Annotated in this window: 24 protein-coding genes and 6 pseudogenes; 19 read left to right on the top strand and 11 right to left on the bottom strand. The window is 68.1% G+C overall.

The annotated features are described in order from the left end of the window. The 3 genes from ygiD to A5634_RS30230 form a co-directional block, all read right to left on the bottom strand. Entirely contained in the window at positions 1-846 is an 846-nt protein-coding gene (ygiD, locus tag A5634_RS01715) for a 4,5-DOPA dioxygenase extradiol (protein WP_065142405.1), read from the bottom strand. Between the two features lie 22 nt (positions 847-868). Continuing rightward, complete coding sequence (gene crp / locus A5634_RS01710) at positions 869-1543, bottom strand: cAMP-activated global transcriptional regulator CRP (RefSeq protein WP_036362963.1); 675 nt, start codon at positions 1541-1543, stop codon at positions 869-871. 109 nt (positions 1544-1652) lie between these two features. Then, positions 1653-1892, bottom strand: coding sequence for a hypothetical protein (locus A5634_RS30230; protein WP_437339932.1), 240 nt, complete (start codon positions 1890-1892; stop codon positions 1653-1655). Positions 1893-2155: 263 nt separating this feature from the next. Between A5634_RS30230 and nth the strand changes: the two genes are divergently transcribed. Genes nth through marP form a run of 4 tightly spaced genes read left to right on the top strand, consistent with a single transcriptional unit; the run spans position 2156 to position 5536 of the window. After that, positions 2156-2848 (top strand): endonuclease III, encoded by a 693-nt coding sequence (gene nth, locus A5634_RS01700; RefSeq protein WP_155769308.1) that lies wholly within the window; start codon positions 2156-2158, stop codon positions 2846-2848. A gap of 10 nt (positions 2849-2858) precedes the next feature. Then, positions 2859-3506, top strand: coding sequence for a TlpA family protein disulfide reductase (locus A5634_RS01695; protein WP_065142354.1), 648 nt, complete (start codon positions 2859-2861; stop codon positions 3504-3506). Between the two features lie 6 nt (positions 3507-3512). Continuing rightward, the gene (locus tag A5634_RS01690) at positions 3513-4337 is read left to right on the top strand and encodes an NUDIX hydrolase (protein WP_065142353.1); all 825 of its coding nucleotides are present in this window, start codon (positions 3513-3515) and stop codon (positions 4335-4337) included. 5 nt (positions 4338-4342) lie between these two features. After that, on the top strand, positions 4343-5536 hold the full coding sequence (gene marP, locus A5634_RS01685) for an acid resistance serine protease MarP (protein ID WP_065142403.1): 1194 nt from the start codon (positions 4343-4345) through the stop codon (positions 5534-5536). Here the strand turns inward: marP and A5634_RS01680 are convergent. Both A5634_RS01680 and A5634_RS01675 read right to left on the bottom strand, forming a co-directional pair. Next, positions 5529-6488: an alpha/beta fold hydrolase gene (locus A5634_RS01680; RefSeq protein ID WP_065142352.1), complete on the bottom strand. Its 960-nt coding sequence runs from the start codon at positions 6486-6488 to the stop codon at positions 5529-5531. The genes marP and A5634_RS01680 overlap by 8 nt on opposite strands. Beyond that, the gene (locus tag A5634_RS01675; protein ID WP_065142351.1) at positions 6489-7016 is read right to left on the bottom strand and encodes a phage holin family protein; all 528 of its coding nucleotides are present in this window, start codon (positions 7014-7016) and stop codon (positions 6489-6491) included. Positions 7017-7269: 253 nt separating this feature from the next. Here A5634_RS01675 and A5634_RS01670 point away from each other — a divergent pair, with 253 nt between their 5' ends. After that, positions 7270-7929, top strand: a complete 660-nt coding sequence (locus A5634_RS01670; protein ID WP_065142402.1) for a S1 family peptidase — start codon at positions 7270-7272, stop codon at positions 7927-7929. Between the two features lie 99 nt (positions 7930-8028). Here A5634_RS01670 and acs read toward each other — a convergent pair whose 3' ends face one another. Then, positions 8029-9990: an acetate--CoA ligase gene (gene acs, locus A5634_RS01665; RefSeq protein ID WP_065142350.1), complete on the bottom strand. Its 1962-nt coding sequence runs from the start codon at positions 9988-9990 to the stop codon at positions 8029-8031. Between the two features lie 54 nt (positions 9991-10044). Here acs and A5634_RS27915 point away from each other — a divergent pair, with 54 nt between their 5' ends. The 7 genes and pseudogenes from A5634_RS27915 to A5634_RS01630 all read left to right on the top strand — a co-directional run bounded on the left by A5634_RS27915 (position 10045) and on the right by A5634_RS01630 (position 16403). Further along, positions 10045-10575 (top strand): DUF4232 domain-containing protein, encoded by a 531-nt coding sequence (locus A5634_RS27915; protein WP_155769298.1) that lies wholly within the window; start codon positions 10045-10047, stop codon positions 10573-10575. A gap of 27 nt (positions 10576-10602) precedes the next feature. Beyond that, on the top strand, positions 10603-12219 hold the full coding sequence (locus tag A5634_RS01655) for a peptide ABC transporter substrate-binding protein (RefSeq protein WP_065142349.1): 1617 nt from the start codon (positions 10603-10605) through the stop codon (positions 12217-12219). Then, complete coding sequence (locus tag A5634_RS01650) at positions 12220-13146, top strand: ABC transporter permease (protein ID WP_065142348.1); 927 nt, start codon at positions 12220-12222, stop codon at positions 13144-13146. It begins immediately after the preceding gene. Beyond that, positions 13112-13604, top strand: a pseudogene (locus tag A5634_RS01645) (ABC transporter permease); the annotation flags it as partial. The gene A5634_RS01650 and the pseudogene A5634_RS01645, both read left to right, overlap by 35 nt. A gap of 159 nt (positions 13605-13763) precedes the next feature. After that, a pseudogene (locus A5634_RS01640) lies at positions 13764-13982 on the top strand (ABC transporter permease); the annotation flags it as partial. Continuing rightward, complete coding sequence (locus A5634_RS01635) at positions 13979-15619, top strand: dipeptide ABC transporter ATP-binding protein (protein WP_065142400.1); 1641 nt, start codon at positions 13979-13981, stop codon at positions 15617-15619. The pseudogene A5634_RS01640 and the gene A5634_RS01635, both read left to right, overlap by 4 nt. A gap of 52 nt (positions 15620-15671) precedes the next feature. Then, the gene (locus A5634_RS01630) at positions 15672-16403 is read left to right on the top strand and encodes an oxidoreductase (RefSeq protein WP_065142346.1); all 732 of its coding nucleotides are present in this window, start codon (positions 15672-15674) and stop codon (positions 16401-16403) included. 477 nt (positions 16404-16880) lie between these two features. Here the strand turns inward: A5634_RS01630 and A5634_RS01625 are convergent, their stop codons facing one another. Beyond that, entirely contained in the window at positions 16881-17738 is an 858-nt protein-coding gene (locus A5634_RS01625) for an HAD-IB family hydrolase (protein WP_065142345.1), read from the bottom strand. A 491-nt stretch (positions 17739-18229) separates the two neighbouring features. Between A5634_RS01625 and ssd the strand changes: the two genes are divergently transcribed. The 7 genes and pseudogenes from ssd to A5634_RS01590 all read left to right on the top strand — a co-directional run bounded on the left by ssd (position 18230) and on the right by A5634_RS01590 (position 22669). Then, positions 18230-19291: a septum site-determining protein Ssd gene (gene ssd / locus A5634_RS01620; RefSeq protein WP_065142399.1), complete on the top strand. Its 1062-nt coding sequence runs from the start codon at positions 18230-18232 to the stop codon at positions 19289-19291. Then, a complete protein-coding gene (locus tag A5634_RS01615) occupies positions 19288-20448 on the top strand; it encodes a TadA family conjugal transfer-associated ATPase (protein ID WP_065142344.1) in 1161 nt (386 codons plus the stop codon). Before ssd ends, A5634_RS01615 begins: the two co-directional genes overlap by 4 nt. Beyond that, positions 20445-21242, top strand: coding sequence for a type II secretion system F family protein (locus A5634_RS01610; protein WP_065142343.1), 798 nt, complete (start codon positions 20445-20447; stop codon positions 21240-21242). Before A5634_RS01615 ends, A5634_RS01610 begins: the two co-directional genes overlap by 4 nt. Beyond that, positions 21239-21826: a type II secretion system F family protein gene (locus A5634_RS01605; RefSeq protein ID WP_216638700.1), complete on the top strand. Its 588-nt coding sequence runs from the start codon at positions 21239-21241 to the stop codon at positions 21824-21826. Before A5634_RS01610 ends, A5634_RS01605 begins: the two co-directional genes overlap by 4 nt. 15 nt (positions 21827-21841) lie before the next feature. After that, the gene (locus tag A5634_RS01600; RefSeq protein ID WP_065142342.1) at positions 21842-22042 is read left to right on the top strand and encodes a DUF4244 domain-containing protein; all 201 of its coding nucleotides are present in this window, start codon (positions 21842-21844) and stop codon (positions 22040-22042) included. A 29-nt stretch (positions 22043-22071) separates the two neighbouring features. After that, positions 22072-22415: pseudogene (locus tag A5634_RS29065) on the top strand (TadE family type IV pilus minor pilin). Beyond that, a complete protein-coding gene (locus A5634_RS01590) occupies positions 22385-22669 on the top strand; it encodes an Rv3654c family TadE-like protein (protein WP_437339929.1) in 285 nt (94 codons plus the stop codon). Before A5634_RS29065 ends, A5634_RS01590 begins: the two are co-directional and overlap by 31 nt. Before the next feature lie 4 nt (positions 22670-22673). Here A5634_RS01590 and A5634_RS30225 read toward each other — a convergent pair whose 3' ends face one another. The 4 genes and pseudogenes from A5634_RS30225 to A5634_RS28505 all read right to left on the bottom strand — a co-directional run. After that, entirely contained in the window at positions 22674-23744 is a 1071-nt protein-coding gene (locus tag A5634_RS30225; protein WP_437339931.1) for a hypothetical protein, read from the bottom strand. Between the two features lie 3 nt (positions 23745-23747). Further along, a pseudogene (locus tag A5634_RS30220) lies at positions 23748-23840 on the bottom strand (PE family protein); the annotation flags it as partial. A gap of 1074 nt (positions 23841-24914) precedes the next feature. Then, positions 24915-25424: pseudogene (locus A5634_RS30215) on the bottom strand (PE family protein); the annotation flags it as partial. A gap of 180 nt (positions 25425-25604) precedes the next feature. Then, positions 25605-26524: pseudogene (locus A5634_RS28505) on the bottom strand (hypothetical protein); the annotation flags it as partial.

Raw genomic sequence — 26524 nt, 5'->3', positions numbered from 1 at the left:
TCAGATGTTGGAGGCGTCGGCAGGAAACGATGGCGCCTGCGGCGGCACCTCTGAATCGGCGCCCACGTCCTCGCCCGGCGTCAACCCGAGCGTGTACGCGGTCATCGACAACGACCCGTAGACGTACCCGTCCGCCAGCACGTCGAGTTGGTCGGTGGCTACGCTGGCCAGCCCCGCGACGTACAACCACGGGATGAAGTGGTCCGGTGTCGGCACCGCTGCCCGATAGTCCGGGTGCTCCCGGAGGCGCCCGACGTCGGCGGGGTCGGAGAGGATCAGAGCTTTGGCGTCCTCGTCGAACCGCCTGGCCCAGTCGTATCCATGCTCGCCCAGGTCCCACTGCATGGCGCGCAGATTGTGCACGACGTTCCCGCTGCCGAGAATCAGCACGCCACGCTCCCGCAGCGGTGCCAGCTTCGCGCCCAAGTCGAGGTGGTAGTCGAGCGGCTTGTCGGCGTTGATCGAGAGCTGGACCACCGGTACCGATGCGTCGGGAAAGGCGTGCACCAATACTGACCAGGTGCCGTGATCGATGCCCCAGCTGTCCACGTCCGCGCCCACCCAGGTGGGATGGACCACCTCGGCGACCTCCTCGGCCAGCTCGGGCAGGCCGGGGGCGGGGTATTGGACGTCGAAAAGCTCGGACGGGAACCCGTAGAAATCGTGGATGGTGCGGGGTTGCGGCATCACGGTGATCGCCGTCGCGTTGATGTACCAGTGCGCACTGATCGCCAAGATGGCGCGGGGACGGGGCACCTGACGGCCGAACGCCCGCCACGCGGCGGTGTAGCGGTTGGCCTCGAGTGCGTTCATCGGGCTGCCGTGTCCGATGAACGCGGCCGGCATCGAACCTGCCATCGGCAGGCGCCTACCTCGCGCGGCGGGCCAGGCGCTCGGAGTCCGAGATCAGCACACTCTTGCCCTCCAGCCGGATCCAGCCGCGGTGGGCGAAGTCGGCCAGTGCCTTGTTCACCGTCTCCCGAGAGGCGCCCACCAGCTGGGCGATCTCCTCCTGGGTGAGGTCGTGGGTGACGCGCATCGCGCCGCCCTCCTGAGTGCCGAACCGCTGAGCGAGCTGCAGCAGCTGCTTGGCCACCCGCCCGGGGACGTCGGTGAAGATCAGGTCGGCCAGGTTGTTGTTGGTGCGGCGCAACCGGCGAGCCAGCACCCGCAGTAGCTGTTCGGCGATCTCCGGCCGGTCGGCGATCCACGCCCGCAGCGCGTCGCGGTCCATCGAAACCGCCCTGACCTCGGTGATGGTCGTCGCGCTGGACGTGCGGGGGCCGGGGTCGAAGATCGACAACTCGCCGAACATGTCCGACGGACCCATGATCGTCAACAGATTCTCGCGACCGTCCGGTGACCGGCGACCGATCTTCACCTTGCCCGCGACGATGATGTAAAGCCGGTCGCCCGGCTCACCTTCGGCGAAAACGGTATGTCCGCGGGGGAAGTCAACGGGTTGAAGTTGCTTGGTCAGTGCTGCGACTGCGCTGGGCTCAACCCCTTGAAAGATTCCGGCCCTTGCCAGGATCTCGTCCACGTTGCCTCTTCTTACCTCTTCATGTTCCAACGAATTAGATGCGGGCAGGTCAACCTGTGACGGCGGACACGAGTCTAAAGGTAGGCCAACCGGTACGACCTGCTCAACGCTACACACGATTAACGTGTCGAATCACCGTAAACTGCGTGTTCGTCCGGTATTGCCCTTGCATGCGGGTGGGCAGACCCGATTCGATGCGGCCGGAGACGTCGGCGGCGAAGGACGTCTCGGCGTGATGCCGTCCGGTCAGCGCCGGCCGCGTGGCTGCCGGGAGTTGCAAAGCGTCGGCGGGCGCGGGGTCGTGGGCAAGCACCTTCTCCAGCCGCCCCAGTCCGAGCGTCGCCAGCATCAGTAGCCAGGGAATGCAGGCCACCAGCAACCACAGCACCCAAAGAGTAAACCTGGCTTCCTATCAAGACGGGGTCTCAGCTAGATCACGAAATCAGTACTCTGTCGTAGGTGACAGCGGCTAAGTCGTCTGGGGGGTCGTCCGGGCGCGGTAAAGCAAAGCCGGCCCGGCCCAGCCCCCCGGTCGCAAACGCCATCGGAAACGCCGTCGCCAAGCGCTTCGCCAACGAAACCCGCACCGGCTTGGTCCGGCGGGCGCGGCGGATGAATCGTGCCCTGGCGCAAGCATTTCCGCACGTCTACTGCGAGCTGGACTTCACCTCGCCGCTCGAACTTGCCGTGGCCACCATTTTGTCGGCGCAAAGCACCGACAAACGAGTGAATCTGACGACGCCGCCGTTGTTCGTCAAGTATCAGACGGCGCTGGACTACGCGCAGGCCGATCGCGAGGAGCTGGAGGCGCTGATTCGGCCGACGGGCTTCTACCGCAACAAAGCGACTTCACTGATCGGACTCGGGCAGGCACTCGTCGAAAGGTTCGACGGCGAGGTGCCCAAAACCATGGCTGAGCTCGTGACGTTGCCCGGTGTCGGCCGCAAGACCGCAAACGTCATCCTCGGCAACGCGTTCGACATTCCCGGCATCACCGTCGACACCCATTTCGGGCGCCTGGTCCGGCGGTGGCGGTGGACCGAAGAGGAAGACCCGGTCAAGGTGGAGCACGCCGTCGGGGAGCTGATCGAGCGCAAAGAATGGACCTTGCTCAGCCATCGCGTGATCTTCCACGGTCGCAGGGTCTGCCACGCCCGTAAACCCGCCTGCGGGGTGTGTGTTCTCGCCAAGGACTGCCCGTCTTATGGGCTCGGTCCCACCGAACCGCTGCTGGCCGCGCCGTTGGTCCAAGGGCCGGAAACCGATCACCTGCTGGCCCTGGCCGGCCTCGATCAACACGCGTAGTCGCGCGGGCATGAAGCTTTCTGGCACCACCCGCTGGACCATTGCGGTCCTGGTGGTGGTGGCCGCGCTGGTGGTGGCGCTGGTCGCGGAACTTCGCGAAGAACCAGCGCCGTCGGCGACCACCCAGGCGCCCGTGCAACGCGAACACCGCGACCTCGACACCCCGGAAGCCTTGGCCGGGCCCCGGCAGCGGGCCGACCTGGCGCCCTGCCCAAGTGACAGCTCTCGAAGCGGCTCTGGAGACGGCATAGCGGCGCTGCGCGGGGTGGTGGTCGAATGCGCGGCGGACGGTACGGCCGTAGACGTGGCGAAGGCGCTGGCCGGACGACGGGTGGTGATCAACTTGTGGGCGTACTGGTGCGCGCCTTGCGCTGCCGAACTGCCCGCGATGGCCGAGTATCAACGTCGGGTCGGATCCGACGTGACGGTGGTGACGGTGCATCAGGACGAGAACGAAACTGCCGCCCTGCTGCGATTGGCCGAATTGGGCGTTCGGCTGCCGACGCTGCAGGATGGCCGCCGCCGGGTGGCGGCGGCGCTGCGAGTGGCAAACGTGATGCCCGCGACGGTGGTGCTACGGCCGGACGGTAGCGTTGCGCAGACCCTGCCGCGGGCCTTTGGCAGCGCCGAAGAGATCGCGGCCGCGGTCGGGGAGTGAGGCGGGGTGAACGAACCACATGAGGTACCGGTGAATGCGGCGGAGACCACCCATGAGCGGGGCACGGTCGAGTTGAACCCCGCCGCCGGGCCGACGTGGTTGCAACCGCTGATCGACAACGTCGACCAGATTCCGGAGGCGTATCGGCGCCGGCTACCTGCCGACGTTCTTGCGATGGTGACCGCGGCAAAGTCGGTGACGTCGCTCGCCGGCGGCGGGCGCGATGCCGCTGTCTTGGTGCTGTTTTCGGGTCCGCAATCCGCACCGGCCGCCGGTGGACCGCCCGACGACGCCGACCTGCTGCTGACGGTGCGGGCCTCGACGTTGCGCCACCACGCCGGACAGGCCGCCTTCCCCGGCGGTGCGGCCGACCCTGGCGACGACGGTCCGGTCGCGACGGCTTTGCGGGAGGCACGCGAGGAGACCGGGATCGACGTCACCAGGCTGCATCCGCTGGCGACCATGGAACGGACGTTCATCGCGCCGTCGCGTTTCCACGTCGTACCCGTGTTGGCCTACTCGCCGGATCCCGGCCCGGTCGACGTTGTCAACGACACCGAAACAGCGATCGTGGCCCGGGTCCCGGTGCGGGCCTTCGTCAACCCGGCGAACCGCCTGATGGTGTACCGGGGCCCGCTGGGGCGCCGTTGGGCCGGACCGGCGTTTCTGTTGAACCAGATGCTGGTGTGGGGCTTCACTGGCCAGGTGATCTCTGCAGTTCTCGATGTCGCGGGCTGGGCGCAGCCGTGGAACACCGACGACATCCGCGAATTGGACGACGCGATGGAGCTGGTCGGCGACTCGGACGGGCTGCGGGGTGGGCCGCGGTGAATTCGATGACGCCCTCCCAGTGGCTGGACATCGCCATACTCGCGGTCGCGTTCATCGCGGCGATCTCCGGTTGGCGTTCTGGCGCCCTGGGTTCACTGCTGTCGTTCGCCGGCGTGCTGCTCGGCGCGGTCGCCGGGGTGCTATTGGCGCCGCACATCGTCAGCCAAATCGCCGCGCCGCGCGCGAAACTGTTTGCCGCCCTGTTCTTGATCTTGGCCCTGGTGGTGGTCGGTGAGGTGGCTGGCGTGGTCCTGGGCCGGGCGGTGCGTGGTGCGATCCGCAACCGACCGATCCGCACCGTCGACTCCGTCATCGGCGTGGGCGTGCAGCTAATGGTGGTGTTGACCGCTGCCTGGCTGTTGGCGACGCCGTTGACCCAGTCCAAGGACCAGCCGGAACTGGCCGCTGCGGTGCGGGGTTCGCGGGTGCTCGCCGAAGTGAACGAGGTGGCCCCGACCTGGTTGCAATCCGTGCCCAAACGACTTTCGGCACTGCTGAACACCTCCGGGCTACCCGCGGTGCTCGAACCGTTCAGCCGTACCCCGGTGATCCCGGTCGCCTCGCCGGATCCGGCGCTGGCCAACAATCCGGTGGTGGCCGCGACGGCGTCCAGCGTCGTGAAAATCCGCAGTTTGGCACCAAGCTGCCAGAAGGTATTGGAAGGCACCGGATTCGTAATCTCGCCCGAGCGGGTGATGACCAACGCGCACGTGGTCGCCGGATCCAGCAGCGTCTCGTTGCAGGCCAACGGCAAGAACTTCGACGCCACGGTCGTGTCCTATGACCCGCAGGTCGACATCGCGATTCTGGCCGTCCCGGGGCTGCCGTCGGCTCCGCTGGTGTTCGACGACACCCCGGCCAAAACCGGCACCGACGTGGTGGTGCTCGGCTACCCGGGCGGCGGCAACTTCACCGCTACCCCCGCACGGATCCGCGAAGCCATCAAGCTCAGCGGGCCCGACATCTACCGCAGCCCGCAGCAGGTCACCCGCGACGTCTACACCATCCGGGCCAATGTGGAGCAAGGTGATTCGGGTGGGCCGCTGATCGACCTCAACGGCCGGGTACTCGGGGTGGTGTTCGGCGCCGCCGTCGACGACGCCGACACCGGCTTCGTGTTGACCGCCGAGGAGGTGGCCGGTCAGTTGAACAAGATCGGTGCCACCCAACAGGTGAACACCGGGGCTTGCGTCAGCTGACCCGCGGGCGGTGCACCTGCTGCAAGAAGCGCGACAGGTGCCGATTGATTTCCTCGGGTGCCTCTTCGTGACTGAAATGCCCTGCGCCGGCTATGGATACGTAGCGGCCGTGCGGGGCATAGCGTTGCGTGCGCTCCACCGGCGCGGCCAGCACGTAGGGGTCGGCGTCGCCGCGAATGTGCAACAACGGCACGCCGAGTTGAGCCTCGGTCGACTTGATGAAGCGGTGACCCTCGCTGCGTAGCTGGCTGCGCACCGCCCACCGCTGATACTCCAGGGCGCAGTGCGCGGCCCCCGGGATCTGGATCGCCTGCCGCAGGTAGCCGATGCATTGTGAAAAGTCTTCGGATGCAACCCATTTGGCGCTGCTACGGCTACGGACCAGCCGCTCGATCTCGGCGCCGTCGTGTCGGGTCAGTAGTCGCTCGGGCAGCATCGGCGCCTGGTACCGCAACAACGTCGGCAACAACGCTCGGCTTTGATCGCGGCGGGTGAGTGTTGAGTGCCGCAATGCGGCCGGGTGCGGAGAGCTGATCACCGCGATGCCGCGCACCAGCCGCGAATGCAGCAACGCGGTGGCCCAGCAGGCCAGTCCGCCGTCGGCGTGGCCGATCAGCGTCGCCGACGAATGTCCAAGTGCGCGAATAAGTCCGGCCGTGTCGCCGGCCAGCGTCCAGCCGTCGTAGCCGCGCGGTGGTTTGTCGCTGCCGCCGTAGCCGCGCAGGTCGACCGCGACCACCCGGGCTCCGGTCAGACCGCGCAACTGGTGGCGCCATGACCACCAGAACGACCCGAACCCGTGCAGCAGGATGACCAGCGGCAGCGTGGTGGCCGGCGTCTCTTCGTCGGCCGAATGTGCCTCGGCGACATGGAATCGGATGCCGTTGGCGTGCACATCCAGATGACGCCAAGGCCCGTCGATGCGGACCATCGACGGTCCCGGAGCCGGCATTTACCAGCCCGAGGGGTCGGTGGGCGTCTTGGTGTCGGCGGAGATCGCGATGTCTTTCGCCGGGGCAGCGACGGCCTTGTCGTGGCCCGGGGTGAACGCGGTGCGGGCCTCTTTGACCGATTCGATGGTCTTCTGCGGTCCGCGGATGCGGCGCACCTTCAGGAAGCCGAACAGCGCCAGCGCGGCGGTGACCACGACCATGAGCGTGAAGACGATCAAGAAGGCGGCCCAGCGCCACAGCCAGTTGTCCAGCAGCTCGGCCAGGAAAAAGAAGAAGAAGAAAGTGGAGTAGAACAGCACCACCAATGCCGAGATGAAAAAGACGCTGCCGGTCAAGCCCTTCTTGACGTCGCGGGTGATTTCGGCGCGGGCCAGTTCGACCTCGGCGCGCACCAGGGTCGACATCTGCGTCGTCACGTCTTTGATCAGCTCACCGACCGACGGGTCCCCGACCCTGGCATGCGGATCAGTCAGCGGAATCGTGGTCAGCGTGCTGGGCACACCGCTCTTGCGATCGGGCTTGCTCACAGACGGTCCTCTCCGTTTCGCGCCGGTTCAGCGCCGCTGGAACCCAAATAGTGCGCGCGTCGCGGTTTATGTTGCCATGCGCCCCCAGGGCGGACGAGGCCAGCCGAAGTGCGCTGGAAACGGCGGCCGACCCCGCACCGCGATCCTCTACACTGACGCACTGTCTCCAATCTCTTTCCAATCTTTTTGACGACCCGACGGGAGCATCACCTTGCAGAAGGCGCCGAGCGGCCGGAAACCCGCCGCGGTCATCATGGCCGCGCTGTTGGGCCTTCTGTTTCTACCTGCGAGCACCGCGGCGGCAGACGACAAGATTCCGTTGGGGGGCGGTGCCGGCATCATCGTCAACACCGGCACCCTGTGCACGCTGACAGCGATCGGGCATGACAAGTTCGGTGATCTGGTGGGTTTCAGCTCAGCGCACTGCGGCGGTCCGGGTGCACCGGTCGCCGCCGAGGCCGGTCCGAACCACATCCAGGTGGGCACCATGGTCGCAGGCAACGACGGGCTCGACTACGCGGTGATCAAGTTCGACCCGGCCAAGGTGACTCCGGTGGCTAACTTCAACGGCTTCGCCATCAACGGGATCGGTCCCGAACCGACGTTCGGTCAGGTGGCTTGCAAACAGGGCCGCACCACCGGCAACTCATGTGGCGTCACCTGGGGGCCGGGCCAGGACCCCGGCACCATCCTGATGCAGGTATGCGGCGGCCCGGGCGACTCCGGGGCGCCGGTGACCGTCGACAATTTACTGGTCGGCATGATTCACGGCGCGTTCAGCGACAGCCTGCCCACCTGCGTCACCAAGTACATTCCGCTGCACACCCCGGCCGTGGTCATGTCGATCAACGCCGACCTCGACGACATCAACGCCAAGAACCGGCCGGGGTCGGGCTTCGTTCCGATCGGCTGAGTTCGCGACGGTTTGCGTCGAGCGTCACGCCAGCGCGACGACGGGCACCGGGCGCCACTCTGACGTGACGTTCGACGAGCGAATGCCGCAGCAGCTGACCTACTTCGACTCGCGGATCGCGTCAAAGACGTTGGGGTCCAGCAGTGTCGACGTGTCACCGAGTTCGCGATTCTCGGCGACATCGCGCAGCAGCCTGCGCATGATCTTGCCGCTGCGGGTCTTGGGCAGCTCGGGCACCACGTGGATTTCGCGCGGCTTGGCGATCGGTGAGATTTCGTGAGCCACTTGTGCGCGCAACTCGTCGACGGTCCCCTCGGTTGCGTCGTGTTTGCTGCGTAGCACGACGAACGCGCAGATGGCCTGACCGGTGGTGTCATCGGTGACACCGACGACGGCCGCCTCGGCCACCCCGGAGTGCCCGACGAGCGCCGACTCCACCTCGGCGGTGGAAATCCGGTGCCCGGACACGTTCATGACGTCGTCGATGCGGCCCAGCACCCAGATGTCCCCGTCGGGGTCGAAGCGGGCGCCGTCGCCGGCGAAGTAGTAACCCTTCTCGGCGTACTTCGACCAGTACGTTCGGCGGTACCGCTCGGGGTCACCCCAGATGCCGCGCAGCATCGACGGCCACGGCTGGTCGAGCACCAGGTAACCGGTGACGTGCGTTTCACCCTCCTCGTCCGGGGGCAGCGGGTCGCCGTGGTCGTCGACGATCTTGGCCGAGATGCCGGGCAGCGCCGCCATCGCCGAACCGGGCTTGGCGTTGCTGACGCCCGGTATCGGCGAGATCATCGCCGCACCGGTCTCGGTCTGCCACCAGGTGTCGACCACCGGTACCTCGCCACGGCCGATCACATCGCGGTACCAGCGCCACGCTTCGGGATTGATGATCTCTCCGACCGAGCCCAGCAGCCGGATGCTGGACAGATCGTGGGCGTCCGGAATTTCGCGGCCCCACTTCATGAACGTGCGGATCAACGTCGGTGCGGTGTAATAGATTGTGACACCGTATCTTTCGATGATCTCGAAATGCCGGTGTTCGCTGGGTGCGTTCGGAGTGCCCTCGTAGAGCACCTCGGTGGCGCCGACGGACAGCGGACCGTAAACCCCGTAGGTGTGCCCGGTCACCCAACCGATGTCGGCGGTGCACCAAAAGACGTCGCGTTCGGGTTTGAGATCGAAGATGGCGTGCATCGTGTACGCACATTGGGTCAGATAACCGCCGCTGGTGTGCACGATGCCTTTGGGTGTGCCGGTGGTGCCCGATGTGTAGAGCAGGTACAACGGCTGCTCGGAGTCGAACGCCTCGGGGGTGTGCTCGGCGGCGGCGGAGTCGACCACGTCGTGCCACCACATGTCGCGGTCGTCGTTCCAGGCCACGTCAATTCCGGTGCGCCGCACCACCACAACGTGTTCGATCGGGCTGTCCGGCACCGAGACCGCCTCGTCGGCGGCCTCCTTGAGCGGTGCCGGCTTGCCGCGCCGGAACTGTCCGTCGGCGGTGATCAGCACCTTGGCCTGCGCGTCGGCGATGCGCGCCTGCAGGGCATGAGCAGTGAACCCGCCGAACACCACGGTGTGCATGATGCCCAACCGCGCGCACGCCAGCATCGCGATCACGGCTTCGGGAATGAGTGGCAGGTAGATGGCTACCCGGTCGCCCGCTTCCAGGCCGAGCTCCAGCAGGGCGTTGGCCGCTTTCGAAACCTGTTGTTGCAGTTCGGAGTACGTGAAGGTGCGGCGATGATCGTCGGGTTCGCCCTCCCAGTGGATTGCCACCCGATCCCCGTTGCCCGCCTCGACGTGGCGGTCCACGCAGTTGTAGGCGACGTTGAGCTTGCCGCCGACGAACCACTTGGCAAACGGCGCGTCGGACCAGTCCAGCACTTCGCTGTGCGGCGTCGCCCAGGACAACCGGTCGGCCTGCTCGGACCAGAACGCAAGGCGGTCTTCCTCGGCCTGTTCGTAGCAGCCGGGGCGGACATTGGCCTGCTCGGCGAACTGCGTCGGCGGCGGATACGACGCGGTCTGTTGCGTGCCTTCCGATTCTGACGGGGTCATGAGTGTGAGCGTAGCTCTGCTGCGATCAGAACCACTTGCGCATAGATTTTGGACATGACATGTGCCTTTCGATCAGCCGCCGTCCTGGGTGTCGGTGTAGCCATTGCGTTGTCGGGCGCGCGGGCAGCCGCGGACCCGGGAGATCCGGCGCCGTGCTCGGCTGAGCAGGTCTCGATCACCGTCGCCGGCCCGGAAGCGGCGGTAGGTCACCGCGCGGTGACCCTGGTTTTCGCCGCGGCCCCCGGGGTCGTCGCGTGCACGCTCAGCGGCTATCCGCAGGTGGAGGCCGGCACCGGCGCGTCTCTCGTTGCAGCCCAACCCACCTTGCGCGGCTACATGGGTGGTTTACCAAACGGCGCCGACGCTTTCCCGACGGTCACGTTGTCGCCGTCCCAGCGTGGCGAGTCGGTCGTGGAAGCGTTGTCCGTCGATGCGGACGCAGAGTCCTGTCCCACCGCCGCCGACCTGCGGGTCGTCCTGCCTGGGGCGACCGACGCGCAGACGGTGACGACGGAAATCGCCAGCTGCCAGTTGCAGGTTCATCCGGTCACGCAGGTGACCATCCAGCCGGGTTCGACTACTTAACGCTTGGCACGCTTTAGGGTCGCTGTCATGCGTCGAGGGATGCTTGGGGCCGTCCTGTTGCTGGTCGCCATGTTGACCGGCTGCGGGGGAGGGGTGCTGACCCCCGACGTGGTGGTCGTCAACGCTGCCGAACCCCCCAACCCGCTCATCCCAACCGGCACCAACGACAGCAATGGCGGCCGGATCCTCGATCGGCTTTTTGCCGGGTTGATGTCCTATGACGCGGCCGGTCGGGCGTCACCGGAGGTCGCCCAGTCGATCGAGTCCACCGACAACATCAACTACCGGATCGTGCTCAAGCCCGGCTGGAAATTCACCGACGGCTCACCGGTAACTGCCCACTCGTTCGTCGATGCTTGGAACTACGGTGCGCTGAGCGCCAATGCCCAACTGCAGCAGAACTTTTTCAGCCCCATCCAAGGCTACGACGACGTCGCCGGTCCACCGGGTGACGGCAAGCCGACCACCATGTCCGGTTTGCGAGTCATCGGTGACCTCGAATTCACCGTGCGCCTGAAAGCACCGACCATCGACTTCGTGCTCAGCTTGGGGCACAGCGCCTTCTATCCGTTGCCGCCGTCGGCGTTTCGGGATATGGCCGCCTTCGGGCAGCATCCAATCGGCAACGGCCCCTACCGACTCGCTGACAGCGCCGATGGACCGGCCTGGCAACACAACGTCCGGGTCGACCTTACGGCCAACCCCGATTACCACGGCAATCGCAAGCCCCGCAACAAGGGCCTGCGGTTCGAGTTCTACGGCAACCTGGAAACCGCGTACTCCGACCTGCTGTCCGGCAATCTTGATGTGCTGGACACGATTCCGTCCAGTGCGTTGACCATCTACGAGCGGGACCTGGGCGGCAACGCGGTCAAGGGGCCGGTTGCCGTCAGCCAGTCACTGGATACGCCATTGCGGCTGCCGCACTTCGGCGGTGAAGAAGGCCGCCTGCGCCGCTTGGCACTGTCATCGGCCATCAACCGCCCGCAGATCTGTCAACAGATCTTCAACGGAACTCGCAGCCCGGCACGAGATTTCACCGCGAGTTCGTTACCCGGATTCGATCCCCACATACCTGGCAGCGATGCACTGGATTTCAATCCCGAACGGGCCCGCCAACTTTGGGCGCAAGCCAATGCGATCTCGCCGTGGGACGGCCGGTACGCCATCGCCTACAACGCCGACAGCGGACACCAGGAGTGGGTGGACGCGGTGGCAAACAGCATCAAGAACGTGCTGGGCATCGACGCGGTCGGCGCACCGCACCCCACCTTTGCCGGCTTCCGCACCCAAATCACCAACCGCACCATCGACACCGCATTCCGGGCCGGTTGGATCGGCGACTTTCCATCCATGATCGAGTTCCTGGCCCCGTTGTACGCCACGGGCGCCGGATCCAACGACGTCGGCTACTCCAGTCGCGAGTTCGACGATGCCCTCGCAGCCGCCGAAGCCGCGCCAGATCTGCGCGCCGCCGATGTCCTGACCAATGTCGCACAGCGAATCCTGTTGCGCGACATGCCAGCCGTGCCGTTGTGGTATTACATCAGCGTCATCGGATGGTCGAGTCAGGTCAGCAATGTCAACCCCACCTGGAACGGGCTGCCCGACTACGAGAACATCGTCAAGACCGGGGTGGCTTAAATGGCTTGGTACGTGTTGCGCCGGATTGCCGTCATGGTCCCGGTCTTTTTGGGCGCCACGCTGTTGATCTACGGCATGGTGTTCCTGCTGCCCGGCGACCCGGTGGCCGCCATGGCCGGTGACCGCCCGCTGAGTCCCGCGGTGGCTGCCCAATTGCGCGCCCAATATCACCTGGATGACCCGTTCCTGGTGCAGTACCTGCGATACCTGGGCGGTCTGCTGCATGGCGACCTGGGCCGCGCCTACTCCGGCTTGCCGGTCAGCTCCGTTCTGGCCCATGCCTTTCCGGTGACGATCAGGCTGGCGCTGATCGCGCTGGTGGTCGAGGCGGTGTTGGGCATCGCGTTCGGTGTGATCGCCGGGCTGCGCCAGGGCGGCATCTTCGACGCCACGGTGCTGATCACCGGATTGGTCATCATCGCGATCCCGATCTTCGTGCTCGGTTTCCTCGCGCAGTTCGTCTTCGGGGTCGAATTGGGTTGGGCGCCAGTCACCGTGGGCGGACAAGCGACGTTCGGTCGGCTTCTCCTACCCGGAATCGTGTTGGGCCTGGTGTCATTCGCATATGTGGTGCGATTGACGCGTTCCGCGGTGGCCGCCAACGCGCACGCCGACTACGTGCGCACCGCGACCGCTAAGGGTTTATCGCGCCCCCGGGTGGTGACGCTGCACATTCTGCGCAACTCGCTGATTCCGGTGGTCACCTTCCTCGGCGCGGATCTCGGGGCGTTGATGGGCGGTGCGATCGTGACCGAGGGAATCTTCAATATCCACGGCGTCGGCGGTGTGCTGTATCAGGCGGTCACCCGCCAGGAGGCGCCGACAGTGGTCTCGATCGTGACAGTGCTGGTGCTGATCTATCTGGTCAGCAACCTGTTGGTGGACCTGCTGTATGCGGTGCTGGACCCACGGATTCGCTATGTATAGGCGCCCCAAGTTCCTGGTCGCGGCCGCGCTGATCCTGTTGATTCTCCTGGTCGCAGCGTTTCCGGCATTGTTCACCAGCGCCGACCCCGCGTACGCCGATCCGAACCAGAGCCTGCTTTCGCCCTCGGCGGCACACTGGTTCGGCACCGACCTACAAGGACACGACATCTACGCGCGCACCATCTACGGCGCACGGGCCTCGGTCGCCGTGGGCCTAGGCGCCACCCTGGCCGTGTTCGTCGTCGGCGGGGCGCTCGGTGCGCTGGCTGGCTTCTACGGAGGTTGGGTGGACGCGGTGGTGTCGCGGGTCACCGACGTGTTCTTCGCGGTGCCCCTGCTGCTTGCCGCGATCGTGCTGATGCAGGTGATGCACCACCGCACGCTGTGGACGGTGATCGCCATCCTGGGTTTGTTCGGGTGGCCGCAGGTCGCGCGGATCGCGCGCAGTTCGGTGCATCACCTGCATCAGCACGATCGCGGCAAGCAGCAGGGGCACCGCGAAGAACACGTCGGTGACCCGCGACACCACCGCGTCCACCCAACCTCCGTAGAAGCCAGCCAGCGCACCGAGCGCCCCGCCGACGACGAACACGGCCAGGGTGGCGCCTAGGCCCACGGCGACCGAGGCCACGTTGTCCTACCTCGGAGTCGGGTTGCCACCATCGGTGGTGTCCTGGGGTGGCGACATCAACGTCGCGCAGCTGCGACTGCGGGCGGGCTCACCCATCCTGTTCTATCCCGCTGGCGCACTGGCAATTACGGTGCTCGCCTTCATGATGATGGGCGACGCGTTGCGCGACGGCCTGGACCCGGCATCTCGGGCGTGGCGAGCATGAGCGACGCCGAATCGCCGTTGCTATCGGTCGAGGGCCTGGAAGTCAGGTTCGGCGCTGACGAGCCCGTGCTCCGCGGCGTGGATCTGACCGTGCCGCGCGGCCAGACCGTGGCTGTGGTCGGCGAATCGGGTTCGGGCAAATCCACCACGGCAGCCGCGATCCTGGGACTACTTTCACCGGGCGGGCGAATCACCGGCGGCAGCATCACGTTCGACGGACGCGACATCACCGGCGCCGACGCGCGGCTATTGCGTTCGATCAGGGGACGCGAGATCGGCTATGTGCCACAGGACCCGATGACCAATCTGAACCCGGTGTGGAAGGTGGGCTTCCAGATCCGGGAAGCGTTGCGGGCCAACACCGACGGTCGTGCCGCGCGAATGCGGGCGGTGGAGTTGCTCGCGGCCGCGGGTATGCCCGATCCCGCGAAGCAGGCGGATCGCTATCCGCACCAATTGTCCGGCGGCATGTGCCAACGCGCCTTGATCGCCATCGGCCTAGCGGGCCGACCGCGGCTGCTGATCGCCGACGAGCCGACCTCCGCGTTGGACGTCACCGTCCAGCGGCAGGTACTGGACCATCTGCAGCGGCTTACCGACGAGTTGGGCACCGCGCTGCTGCTGATCACCCACGATCTGGCATTGGCCGCCGAACGGGCTTCGCAAGTCGCCGTGATTCACCGCGGAATAGTGGTGGAATCCGGTGCCGCACAATCGATTCTGCGTAACCCCCAGCACGAGTACACCCAGCGTCTGGTCGCCGCGGCCCCGTCGCTGACCGCCCGCGACAAGCGCTCGGCACAGATCCGCGAGCAAGTCGCGGCGCAAGCGTCGGAGCACGCCAGCGGATCGGACGACATTCTCGTCGTCTCGGAGTTGACCAAGAGCTACCGGGAGTCTCGCGGTGTCCCGTGGCGCCGGACGGAGTTTCGGGCCGTCGACGGCGTGTCGTTCCGGGTGCGTCGGGCCAGCACCGTCGCGGTCGTGGGGGAGTCGGGATCAGGCAAATCGACGCTGGCGCGGATGGTGCTCGGATTGCTGCCACCCACGTCGGGCAGCGTCGTCTTCGACGGACAGGACGTCACGACAGCGCGCACCACACTCGCGTTCCGCCGGCGCGTACAACCGGTCTTCCAGAACCCGTACAGCAGTCTGGATCCGATGTATTCGGTGTCCCGGGCCATCGAGGAGCCACTGCGCATTCACCGGATCGGCGACCGGCCTCAGCGCCGACAGGCGGTCCGTGAGCTGGTCGACCAGGTGGCGTTACCGTCGTCGGTGCTGGATCGGCTACCGCGCGAGCTGTCCGGGGGTCAACGGCAGCGGGTCGCGATCGCGCGGGCGCTGGCACTGCGTCCCGACGTTCTGGTGTGCGACGAGGCGGTGTCCGCGCTCGACGTACTTGTGCAGGCGCAAATCCTCGACCTGCTGGGCGAATTGCAAGCGAACCTGGGTCTGACGTACCTGTTCATCAGCCACGATTTGGCAGTGGTCCGCCAAATCTCCGACGACGTGTTGGTAATGCGGGCCGGACGGGTGGTCGAACACGCGGCCACCGAAGCCGTGTTCACCCGGCCTGGGCACGACTACACCCGCCAGTTGCTGGAGGCCATTCCCGGGGCACAGCGCGGGGCGTGATGGCGGCGACCCACTAGGTTGGCAAGCTGTGACAGATCCGCTGGCTCCCCTGATGGAGCTACCCGGCGTCGCCGAAGCCAGCGACCGGGCACGTGAAGCGTTAGGCCGCGCCCACCGGCACCGGGCCAATCTGCGGGGCTGGCCTGTGACGGCCGCCGAGGCGTCGCTGCGGGCGGCGCGGGCCTCCTCGGTCCTCGATGGCGGCCCGGTGCGGCTGGAGGATGTTGCGGACGCTACCGGCGTCAGTGATCCGGTGTTCGGGGGAGCGCTGCGGGTGGCACAGGCACTGGAAGGTGGCGAGGGCGCGCTTGTCGGGGTCTGGCGACGGGCGCCGCTGCAAGCCTTGGCCCGGTTGCACGTGTTGGCCGCGGCCGACCAGGTCGACGAGGAGCGACTGGGCCGGCCGCGTACCGATCGGGAGATCGGACCGCGCCTGGAACTGCTCGCGGAGTTGGTCAGCCGGCCTACCCAGGCGTCGGCACCGGTGGTTGCTGCGGTGGCACATGGAGAGTTGTTGACGCTGAGGCCATTTGGCAGCGCGGACGGAGTGGTCGCTCGCGCGGTGTCGCGCTTGGTAACGATCGCGACCGGGTTGGACCCGCACGGACTAGGTGTGCCGGAGGTGAATTGGATGCGCCAGCCGGCGGCTTACCGCGATGCCGCGGTCAAGTTCGCCTCGGGTGTACCTGACGGCGTGGCGAGCTGGTTGGTGCTGTGTTGCCGGGCGTTGCGAGCGGGCGCACAGGAGGCGTTGTCGATCGCTGAGTCGGTACCACGAAAGTAGCTGGAACCGGCGGACGACGTAGTGCGACAGTGTCTGGAGAATGCAAAGCGGGCGGTGACCCGAATGACTTCGAATCACCGCCCGCCAACACGGTTCTCGGTTACCAAGCGTGCATTATGTGGGCTGCGTGGGTGGCCTCGGCGCGTTTGCGACACTTCCTGCTGCAACCCCACCCAAAGAGCTGTCGAGGCAGTCCGTTCTTCGCAATTACGCAGGCCCGCAACACTTCTGCCATCTTCGCGGCTATGACTCCGCGTGGGTGCCGGGAACCGTGCTGGGTGCCCGGGTCGGGAGGACGAACCTTCTCTTCCGGATCGACCTTGGCCTCACCGGGCTGCCGTAGCTCCTTTGTACTACTAGACCACAGGCACAGCAAGGCCTAATCGCGTCAAAGTTGTGGAACGACTTCGGATTGCGCGCAAGACGTGTTTGCTGTCGTGGCGGCTGGGAAAGTTGGGACGGTAGTGCTAGATCGGGTTAGAACGCGAAGCGGCGCAACAGCGCGTAGGTGACCGCGCCGGCAGCCACGGCGGTAACACCGACCGCCGCCGTCGTGGCGATCGCGGCACCCGATGGCGCCGGGATCCGATCGCGCAAGGACACCGGTCGGGAGAACGACAGGACCTGCCAGCCGCGCTCGACGGCTTCCTTACGCAAAGCACGGTCGGGATTCACCACCGACGGGTGGCCTACCGACTCGAGCATCGGCAGATCGGTGACTGAGTCGGAGTAGGCATAGCAATGCTCGAGCGGATAACCCTCGCGCGCGGCGAGTTCGCGGATGGCTTGCACTTTGTTTTCGCCGTAGCAGTAGAAGCCGACCTCGCCGGTGTACTTGCCGTCCTCGACCACCATCCTGGTTGCCATCGCGTGGGTGGCGCCCAGCGCGCGCGCGATCGGGCCGACGATCTCTTCGCCGGAAGCCGAGACCACCACGACGTCACGTCCGCACAGCTTGTGGGCCGCGATGAGATCGGCGGCCTCCGCGAACACCAGGGGCGTCACGATGTCGTGCAACGTCTCGTTGACGATCGACTTGACCTGCTCGACATCCCAGCCGATGCACATGTTGGCCAGGTTTGTGCGCATCCGGGCCATCTGGTCGTGGTCGGCGCCAGAGAGCAGGAAGATGAACTGCGCATAGCTGGACTTCAACACCGCCCGCCGGTTAAGCAGGCCTTGCGCGAAGAAGGGTTTGCTGAACGCCAGGGTGCTCGACTTGGCGATGATGGTCTTGTCCAGATCGAAGAAGGCAGCGGTGCGCGCACTCGCCTCGGTTGGCTCCGGTGTTTGCGGCGAGGTTTGCTGCGGCCCGGCCGAGTCGGGGACAGTCACCAACTCAGCATAGGTGGGTGATGCCGCGCGGCTGCGAGCTTGGGGTCAAATCCGGAAATGTGAATACCCTTGTTGTCTTTTAGGCCACCGCATTTACACGTCTCAAGCGCTACTTTCATTACTGGGAGTACTTGCGTGAATCCCGGCTGGCATGTGTATAGTAAGCATTACTCGGCCTCGAGCCGAGGGTGTATCAGCCCGACCCCCCGGGGCTGATACACGACGACCTCCGCCTCCTCCCCCCCTGGCGGGGGTCGTCCCTTTTCTGGGGTAAAAATCTTCCGCTCCCGGCCGGCAAGCCGTGTCCACTGCGCGTTGCGGGGACGGTGATTTGGCCCGGACGGGCCGGGTCCAGCGAACGTCTTTGTACACAGTCCGGACTCTGTCCCCAGATCCGTCTTTGGCACTGGCGTCCAACACCGTTGGCCCCGCACGGTGGAGCGGTGACTTCGTTTCCGCGACCCCAACCGACCGGATCCGGTGTGTTGGCGATGTTGACCGAGCCGGAACTGCGTGCGGAACTCGACCGCGTTGCCGCCGCCGTCGGCGTGCGGGTGGTGCATGCCGCAGGCGGGAGTTCGGTCAGCAGGAAGACCTGGTCGGCCGCTGCCGCAGTGGTGTTGGACCGAGCGGCGGCGGACCGTTGCGCGCAGGAAGCCCTACCGCGCCGCGCTCATGTCACCGTCCTGACGGGTACCGAAGTCACGGCGACGGTGTGGGCGGCAGCCGTCGCGGTCGGTGCCGAGCGGGTGTCGAGACTGCCCCAGCAGGAGCAGGAACTCGTCGCCGAGCTCGCCGACGCCGCGGAGTTGGCGCGCTGCACGCGCGACGACAGACATCGCGGCGAGGTGGTGGCCGTCATCGGGGGTTGCGGTGGTGGCGGGGCGTCGTTGTTCGCGGCGGCTCTGGCGCAGGAGGCGGTCGATGCCGTGCTGGTGGATCTGGATCCATGGGGAGGCGGGGCCGATCTGCTGGTCGGCAGTGAGACTGCGGCCGGGCTGCGATGGCCTGACCTAGCGATTCAGGGTGGCCGACTGAACTGGTCGGCGATGCGCGAGGCGTTGCCGCGCCATCGCGGGATCAGCGTGCTGTCGGGCACTCGGCGCGGATACGAGCTGGCCGCGGGTCCGGTAGACGCGATCGTCGAGGCCGGTCGCCGCGGGGGAGTCACGGTGGTGTGCGATCTGCCGCGGCGATTGACCGAGGCAACCCACATCGCCTTGGACAGTGCCGATTTGGTGGTGTTGGTCAGCCGTTGCGACGTGCGGGCGTGTGCGGCGACCGCCACCCTCGCGCCCGTGTTGGCGGCAATCAACCCGAATCTCGGTCTGGCCGTGCGTGGGCCGGCACCGGGTGGGCTGCGGGCTGCCGAGGTCGCCGACATCGTGGGGCTGCCGTTGTTGGCTTCGATGCGTGCCGAGCCGCGGTTGGCCGAGCGGTTGGAGCACGGCGGATTGCGGCTGGGACGCAGATCCGCACTGGGCGCTGCCGCTCGTTCCGTGCTCGGTGTGCTGGCGGATGGGCGCGGGGCGCTGGCTGGTCGTGCGGCGTGAACGGTCCCCTGATTGAACGCGTGCGGGAACGGCTGGCCGCCGAATCCGGTCCGCTGCGGCCCAACGTGGTCGCCGCGGCGATTCGCGCCGAGTCCGGCGGAATACTCGGTGACACCGAGGTACTGGCAAATCTTCGTCTGCTGCAGACAGAACTGACCGGTGCTGGCGTCCTCGAACCATTGCTGCGCGCCGACGGCACCACCGATGTATTGGTGACCGCGCCGGACAGCGTTTGGCTCGACGATGGAAATGGATTGCGGCGCAGTCATATCCGGTTCCCAGATGACGCCGCGGTGCGACGGCTGGCCCAGCGCCTGGCGTTGGCGGCCGGCCGCCGACTCGACGATGCGCAGCCGTGGGTGGACGGCCAGCTGACCGGAATCGGCGCCGGCTTCGCGGTACGGCTGCACGCAGTCCTGCCGCCGGTGGCAACCGCCGGCACATGTCTGTCGTTGCGGGTGCTGCGCCCGGCCACCCAGGATTTGGCGGCGCTCACTGCTGCGGGGACGATCACACCCGAGGCCGCCGAGCTCGTCGCCGACATCATCGCCGCACGGTTGGCGTTTTTGGTCTGCGGTGGCACCGGCGCCGGCAAGACAACCCTGTTGTCCGCAATGTTGGGGGCCGTTTCGCCGGCCGAGCGGATTGTCTGCGTCGAGGATGCCGCCGAGCTGGCACCGCCGCATCCGCATCTGGTCAAGCTGGTCGCACGGTGTGCGAACGTCGAGGGAGTCGGCGAGGTGACGGTTCGTCAGCTCGTACGCCAAGCGCTGCGAATGCGCCCAGACCGGATCGTGGTCGGCGAAGTCAGGGGCGCCGAGGTGGTGGATCTCCTGGCTGCCCTGAACACCGGGCATGAGGGCGGCGCTGGCACGGTGCATGCCAACAGCCCGGGCGAAGTCCCCGCCCGACTGGAGGCGTTGGGCGCGTTGGGTGGTCTCGACCGCGCCGCGTTACACAGCCAGCTCGCCGCCGCGGTTCAGGTGCTACTACACGTCACACGCGACCCCCGCGGGCAGCGCCGGCTCAGCGAGATCGCCGTGTTGCGCCAGGCTGACGGCGGCCGGGTCCAAGCGGTCACGGCATGGCACGTCGATCGCGGCCCCGCTGAGGTTCCCGATCTTCGTGAACTGCTGCGAACTCGGTTGCCCGCATGACGGGGCTGCATCTGGCCACGGTGCTGATGGCTTTGGCGCTGCTGGTACTGCCGGGGTCTCCGCGCCGACGGCTTGTCACGCCGGCACGCGGCGGTCGACGGGTACCCCTGGGCACGCGGGCGGCGGTAGGGGGCTGCGGGTGTGTGTTTGCTGCGGCGGTTCTCGTAATGCCCATGACGACCGTCCTGGCCGGGGCCGTATTGGTCGCGACGGTGGGTCTGCGCTACCGTCGCCGCCGCCGCGACCGTCGGGGCATCGGGGAGGCGCGGGCGCTGGAAGCCGGACTCGAGGTGCTGGTCGGCGAGCTTCGCGTGGGCGCTCATCCGGTCCGCGCGTTCGACACCGCGGCTGACGAGACAGTCGGGCTGGTGTCGTCGGCATTGCGGGCCGTCGCGGCGCGGGCACGATTGGGCGCCGACGTCGCGGGCGGACTGCGTGCGGCGGCAGCCTCCTCGGCACTGCCGACGCAGTGGGAGCGACTGGCGGTGTGCTGGCAGCTCGCGGCTGATCACGGTCTGGCGATCGCCACCTTGATGCGGGCAGCCCAACGCGATATCGCTGAGCGGCAACGGTTCTCGGCAAAGGTGACATCGGGTCTGGCCGGTGCGAGGGCCACCGCCGCGATCCTGGCTGGGTTGCCGGTGCTGGGGGTATTGCTGGGACAGTTGCTGGGCGCTCGGCCGCTGAGGTTCCTGTTCGGCGCAGGTGGCTGGGTGCTGGTCATCGGTGTGGGGCTGGCTTGTGCCGGGCTGTTGTGGTCGGACCGGATCTCCGATCGCGTGGTGTCGCCGTGACGGCCGCGGCGGCGGTGTTGTTGGCTGTGGCCCTGTTGGTAGGCGGGGGTACACCGGTCGTACGTGCGCGGGCTGGCATGTCCTCGTCGGCTCGTGACGTGCGGCGGCCGCGCCGGGTCGGTCCGGATCCGCTGGGCGTGGCGTCCAGTTTGGACGTGCTCGCTGTTTGCTTGGCAGCGGGTATGGCGGTCGCGACGGCTGCGGGCGCGACTGCCCGGTTTGCGCCACCGCGGCTGGCGGCGGTGTTGCGGCGGGCCGCCGACTTGCTGTCCCTGGGTGCTGATCCGGCGATCGCGTGGGCGGCGCCGGCGGATCTCGGCGCGGTCGACGCAGAGGTTGACGGCCTGCTGCGGTTGGCCCGGCGGTCGGCGTCTTCGGGCGCCGCACTGGCCGACGGTGTCACCGAGCTCGCCGTGCAATCCCGTCATGACGCTGCCGCCGCGGCAACCGCAGCCGCGGCGCGCGCCGGGGTGCTGATCGCCGGTCCGCTCGGCCTGTGTTTTCTGCCGGCGTTTGTGTGCCTGGGCATTGTGCCCGTGGTGGTAGGGCTGGCCGGGGACGTGTTGCAGTCTGGCTTACTTTGAGAAAGGAATACGTTGATGCCCAACATGTTTCGAGTTCTGGCGGCGCGCATGACGGTGCTGATGGCCGACGAGTCGGGCATGTCGACCGTCGAGTACGCCATTGGGACCATTGCGGCGGCGGCCTTCGGCGCGATCCTCTACACCGTCGTGACCGGAGATTCGGTGGTGTCAGCGCTGAGCCGCATCATCGGGCGGGCGTTGACCACCAATGTCTAGATGACGGGTCGAGCACAGTTGAGGCGGCACTGGCGATCGCCAGCTTGGTGGTGGTGCTGGTGTTGTGCCTGGCCGGAATCACTGCGGTGTCAATGCAGGTGCGTTGCGTCGACGCGGCGCGGGAAGCCGCCCGACTCTCCGCCCGAGGGGACGATCGTGACGCGGTCGACGTCGCGCGCCGCATCGCGCCGGATGGCGCGCACGTCCAGGTTCACCGCGAGGGTGATTTCGTGGTGGCCACCGTCGTCGCGCATTCGAAATTGTTGCCGGGCTGGGATATTGCCGCCCGAGCAATCTCGGCTGCCGAGCCGCGATGATCGCGGTTCGGCCACCGTGCTGGCGGTGGCCGTGGTCGCCGTGCTGCTGTGCGTAACCGGGGCCGGTGCTTACCTGGGCTCGGTCGTTGTGGCACGACACCGGGCGCAGGCGGCCGCCGACTTGGCCGCGTTAGCCGGTGCCGCCGCGCTGCCGCACGGGGTTTCAGCGGCGTGCGCACGCGCCACGACGGTGGCGCACGAAATGCGATCGAGCGTTGCCGCCTGCGAAATGGACGGGCTCGACGTGATCGTCACGGTGCGGGTTGGGGCGGCGCGCGCGTATGCACGCGCCGGGCCGCTCGGACCGTAAACCGTTACGCCTTACCGTTGTTGCCGTTGTTACCCAGCAACAGTCCGCCGGTGCCACCCGTTCCGGCCGTCCCCCCGGCCTTCCCAGCATTACCGCCGTTTCCGCCGTCCCCGATCAACACTGCGTCTCCGCCGTTTCCGCCTTTGCCTGCGGTGGTAGCACCGAACCCGCCGGCGCCACCGTCACCGCCGCTGCCGCTCGCGCCGGCCTTGCCACCGGCTCCGCCGGCACCACCGGTCGTGTCGCCTTCCCCACCGGTGCCGCCAGCGCCACCGGAGCCGCTGAGCAGGCCGGCATTGCCGCCAGCCCCGCCGGCTCCGCCGGTGGTGGTGCTGTACCCGCCGATCCCGCCGGCGCCTCCCGAGCCGAACAGTATGCCGCCGTTGCCGCCGACACCGCCGATTCCTCCGGTGGTGGCACCGAGCCCGCCGGTACCGCCGCTGCCGCCGGCGCCGCCGGATGGGCCCATAGCCAGGAGGCCGGCGTTGCCGCCGGCACCACCGGCGCCGCCGGTGGCCCCGCCGCTGATGCCGAATCCACCAGAGCCGCCTGTCCCGCCTGCGCCGAACAACCCGCCGGTCCCGCCGACGCCGCCGGCCCCGGCTTTCGGGACGCCTTCGCCGCCGGCGCCGCCCATCCCGCCGGCCCCGAACAATCCACCGGCACCGCCAGAACCGCCGGTCCCACCGGTACCCCCGAACCCGCCGGCTCCGCCGATCCCGCCGTTTGCGAAGAGTCCACCATTGCCTCCCGCACCGCCTGCACCGCCGGCCTTCGTGCTGGCTCCGGCTCCGCCGTTGCCGGCGGCGCCGAACAGCATGCCGGCGTTGCCGCCGGTCCCGCCGGCACCTCCGCCGCCGCCCGCGACGCCGCCGGTACCGCCGGCTCCGCCGGACCCGATGAACATGGCCGCACCGCCGGCCCCGCCGGCTCCACCGGTGCCGGCGGCCCCGGCCCCACCGGTGCCGCCCGTCCCGCCGCTGCCGAACAGGATGCCGCCGGCCCCGCCGGCTCCGCCCGCCCCACCGCTGACGCCGGACGTGCCGGACGCTCCGTTGCCGCCATTGCCGAACAGCCATCCGCCGGCTCCACCGGGAGCCCCGGTTCCGGGGGTTCCGTTGAGTCCGTTCCCGATCAGCGGCCGACCGGTAGCTGCTTGAAGGGGCCCGTTGATCGCGGCGAGTACTTGCTGTTGGGCGGCATGCAGTGGGTTTCCGCTAGCGGGGGCGTTCGATCCGTCTGCCCCCAACAGCAGCGCGCTGATGCCACCGGGGCCGGCCTTACCTGGGGCCGCACCCGTCCCACCCAAACCGCCGTTGCCGCCGTTGCCGATCAGCCCGTTAGTGGCGTTGCCGCCACTACCACCAGCACCACCCGTAACTGCGCTGGCTCCGCCGCTACCGCCGTTGCCGCCATTGCCGAAGACGCCGGGGGTGCCTCCCGCTCCGCCGGCACCACCGAGCGTCGCGGCGCCGGCGCCACCGGTGCCGCCTGCCCCGCCGGATCCGACGAGTGCACCGGCGTTGCCGCCGGCCCCGCCCTTACCGCCGGTGGTCCCGGCGGCCCCGCCGGCCCCACCGGCGCCACCCGAGCCGAAGATCATGCCGCCATTGCCACCGTCGCCGCCCACGCCGCCGGTGGTGGCGGCTCCTGGGGCCTCCCCGCCGTTGCCGCCGGCGCCGCCGGTGCCGAACGCGAACATGCCGGCGTTGCCGCCGTGGCCACCCGCCCCGCCTTTGACCAGGCTTTGTCCGCCGCTCCCGCCGCCGCCGCCGTCACCGAACAACCCACCGGCGCCGCCGGCGCCGCCGGCGCCACCCGTGCCAGCCGTTGCGTCAAAGGCAGTTCCACCGGCCCCGCCGGTACCGCCGCTGGAGAACATTCCGCCAACGCCACCAGCACCGCCGGCTCCACCGTTGCCGCCTACGCCGCCGGCCCCGCCGGCCCCGCCACTGGAGAACATTCCGCCGGCGCCGCCGGCGCCACCGGCTCCTCCAGTCCCTGCGGGCAGAACGGCCGCGGAGTATCCGCCAGGACCGCCGACCCCGGCCGCCCCGAAGAGCATGCCGGCGTTCCCGCCGGCCCCGCCGGCCCCACCTAGACCGCCCCCAGCGGCGTTGGTCGAGGCTCCACCGGCGCCGCCGAGGCCGCCGGCGCCGATCAGCATGGCATTGCCGCCAGCCCCGCCGGCACCTCCGGCCTTGCCGGAGGCCGAGGTGCTCCCGCCGGTTCCGCCAGCTCCGCCGCTACCAAACAGTCCCGCCGCCCCGCCGGCGCCGCCTTTCCCGCCGTCGACAGCCGCCGACGGTGCGCCGGATCCGCCCGCTCCGCCATTGCCGAGCAACCATCCGCCGGGTGTTCCGGCTTGCCCCGTCCCCGGGGCGCCGTTGGTGCCGTTACCGATCAGCGGGCGTCCGGTCTGTGCCACAAACTGCGCGTTGATCACGTCGATCAGGCTCTGGAAGGGCTGGGCGGCCGCGGTCTCCGCGGCCGCATAGGACCCGGCCCCGCCGTTCAACAGCTGCACAAACGCGTTGTTGAACGCAGCGGCCTGTCCGCTGAGCGATTGATAGGCCTGACCGTGCATGCCGAACAGCGAGGCTATAGCGACCGACACTTCGTCCTGGGCGGCGGCAAGTACCGCGGTCGTTTGCGCGGCTGCGGCCCTGTTGGCCGCTTCCACGGCGGCACCGACTCCGGCCAAATCTGTTGCTGCTGTTCCCAAGACGGCGGGTAACACGCTCAAGAAGGACATCTGGCACCTCCCATACGATGATGGTCAATGCGTCAGACCGGGCCGGGAATCGCTCTCAACCGGTGGGCAATACCGGCGGGGAATCGGCGCGTTTAGCATGTTATCGCGGTCTGTGCAACTTTTATGGCCGTTTCATAGATTTGCATCTCGCCCAAGTGCATCGGAATCTAGGCCGAGTCGCTAGGTCGACCCGACGATTCCGTCCTGGCCCAGCAGATCTCCGCCGCGACCGGCGGCACCGGGCTCACCTGCGGGGGTACCGGTCCCGCTGTTGCCGCCGTTACCGCCGTTGCCGACCAGCCAGGCATTGCCGCCCCTGCCACCTGGGCCGCCGACGCTCCCGACGGCCGAGGTGATGCCGCCGGCTCCGCCGTTACCGCCGTTGCCGAGCAGGCCGGCATTGCCCCCGTCGCCCCCAGAGCCACCCTGACCGGGAAGGCTGAACCCGCCCCAGCCGCCGGTCCCGCCGGCACCGCCGTCGCCCCAGATCAACCCCGCGTTGCCGCCAGCACCGCCGGACCCGCCGACCAGGCCTGCGACGCCACCGTCGCCGCCGTCGCCGCCGTCGCCGTAGAACAGGCCTCCGTTGCCGCCGTCGCCGCCCAGCCCGCCGGTGTCATGGCCGACCCCGCCGTCACCTCCGCCACCGCCGGAACCGAACAAGCCGGCAGCGCCACCCGCGCCACCGGCGCCGCCGCTGGCGGGTTGACCGTTGCCGCCGTCCCCGCCGGCACCGCCGGCGCCGAAGATCATTCCTCCGTGGCCACCCGATCCGCCGTCCGCGCCGTTGGTGCCGCCGGTTCCGCCGTTGCCGCCGTGGCCTCCGGTGCCGAACCAGCCGGCGCCTCCACCCGCTCCGCCGACCCCGCCGTCTTTGCCGCCATTGCCGCCCTCGCCACCGTTGCCGCCCGAGCCTTGTACAACTCCGCCACGACCACCGGCTCCGCCGGCCCCGCCGACGGTGTCGTCAGCCTGTCCTCCGTCACCGCCGCCGCCGCCAGCGCCGAAGAGTCCGCCGGCACCGCCCGCGCCACCGACGCCGCCGATCTGGGTGGCGCTTACGCCGCCCACCCCGCCCTTGCCGCCGGCGCCACACAGCC

This window comes from Mycobacterium asiaticum, from assembly GCF_001673365.1.
Classification (GTDB): Bacteria; Actinomycetota; Actinomycetes; order Mycobacteriales; family Mycobacteriaceae; genus Mycobacterium; species Mycobacterium asiaticum_A.
The sequence above is the reverse complement of the archived record's forward strand: the minus strand, read 5'-3'. Positions and strand labels throughout refer to the sequence as shown.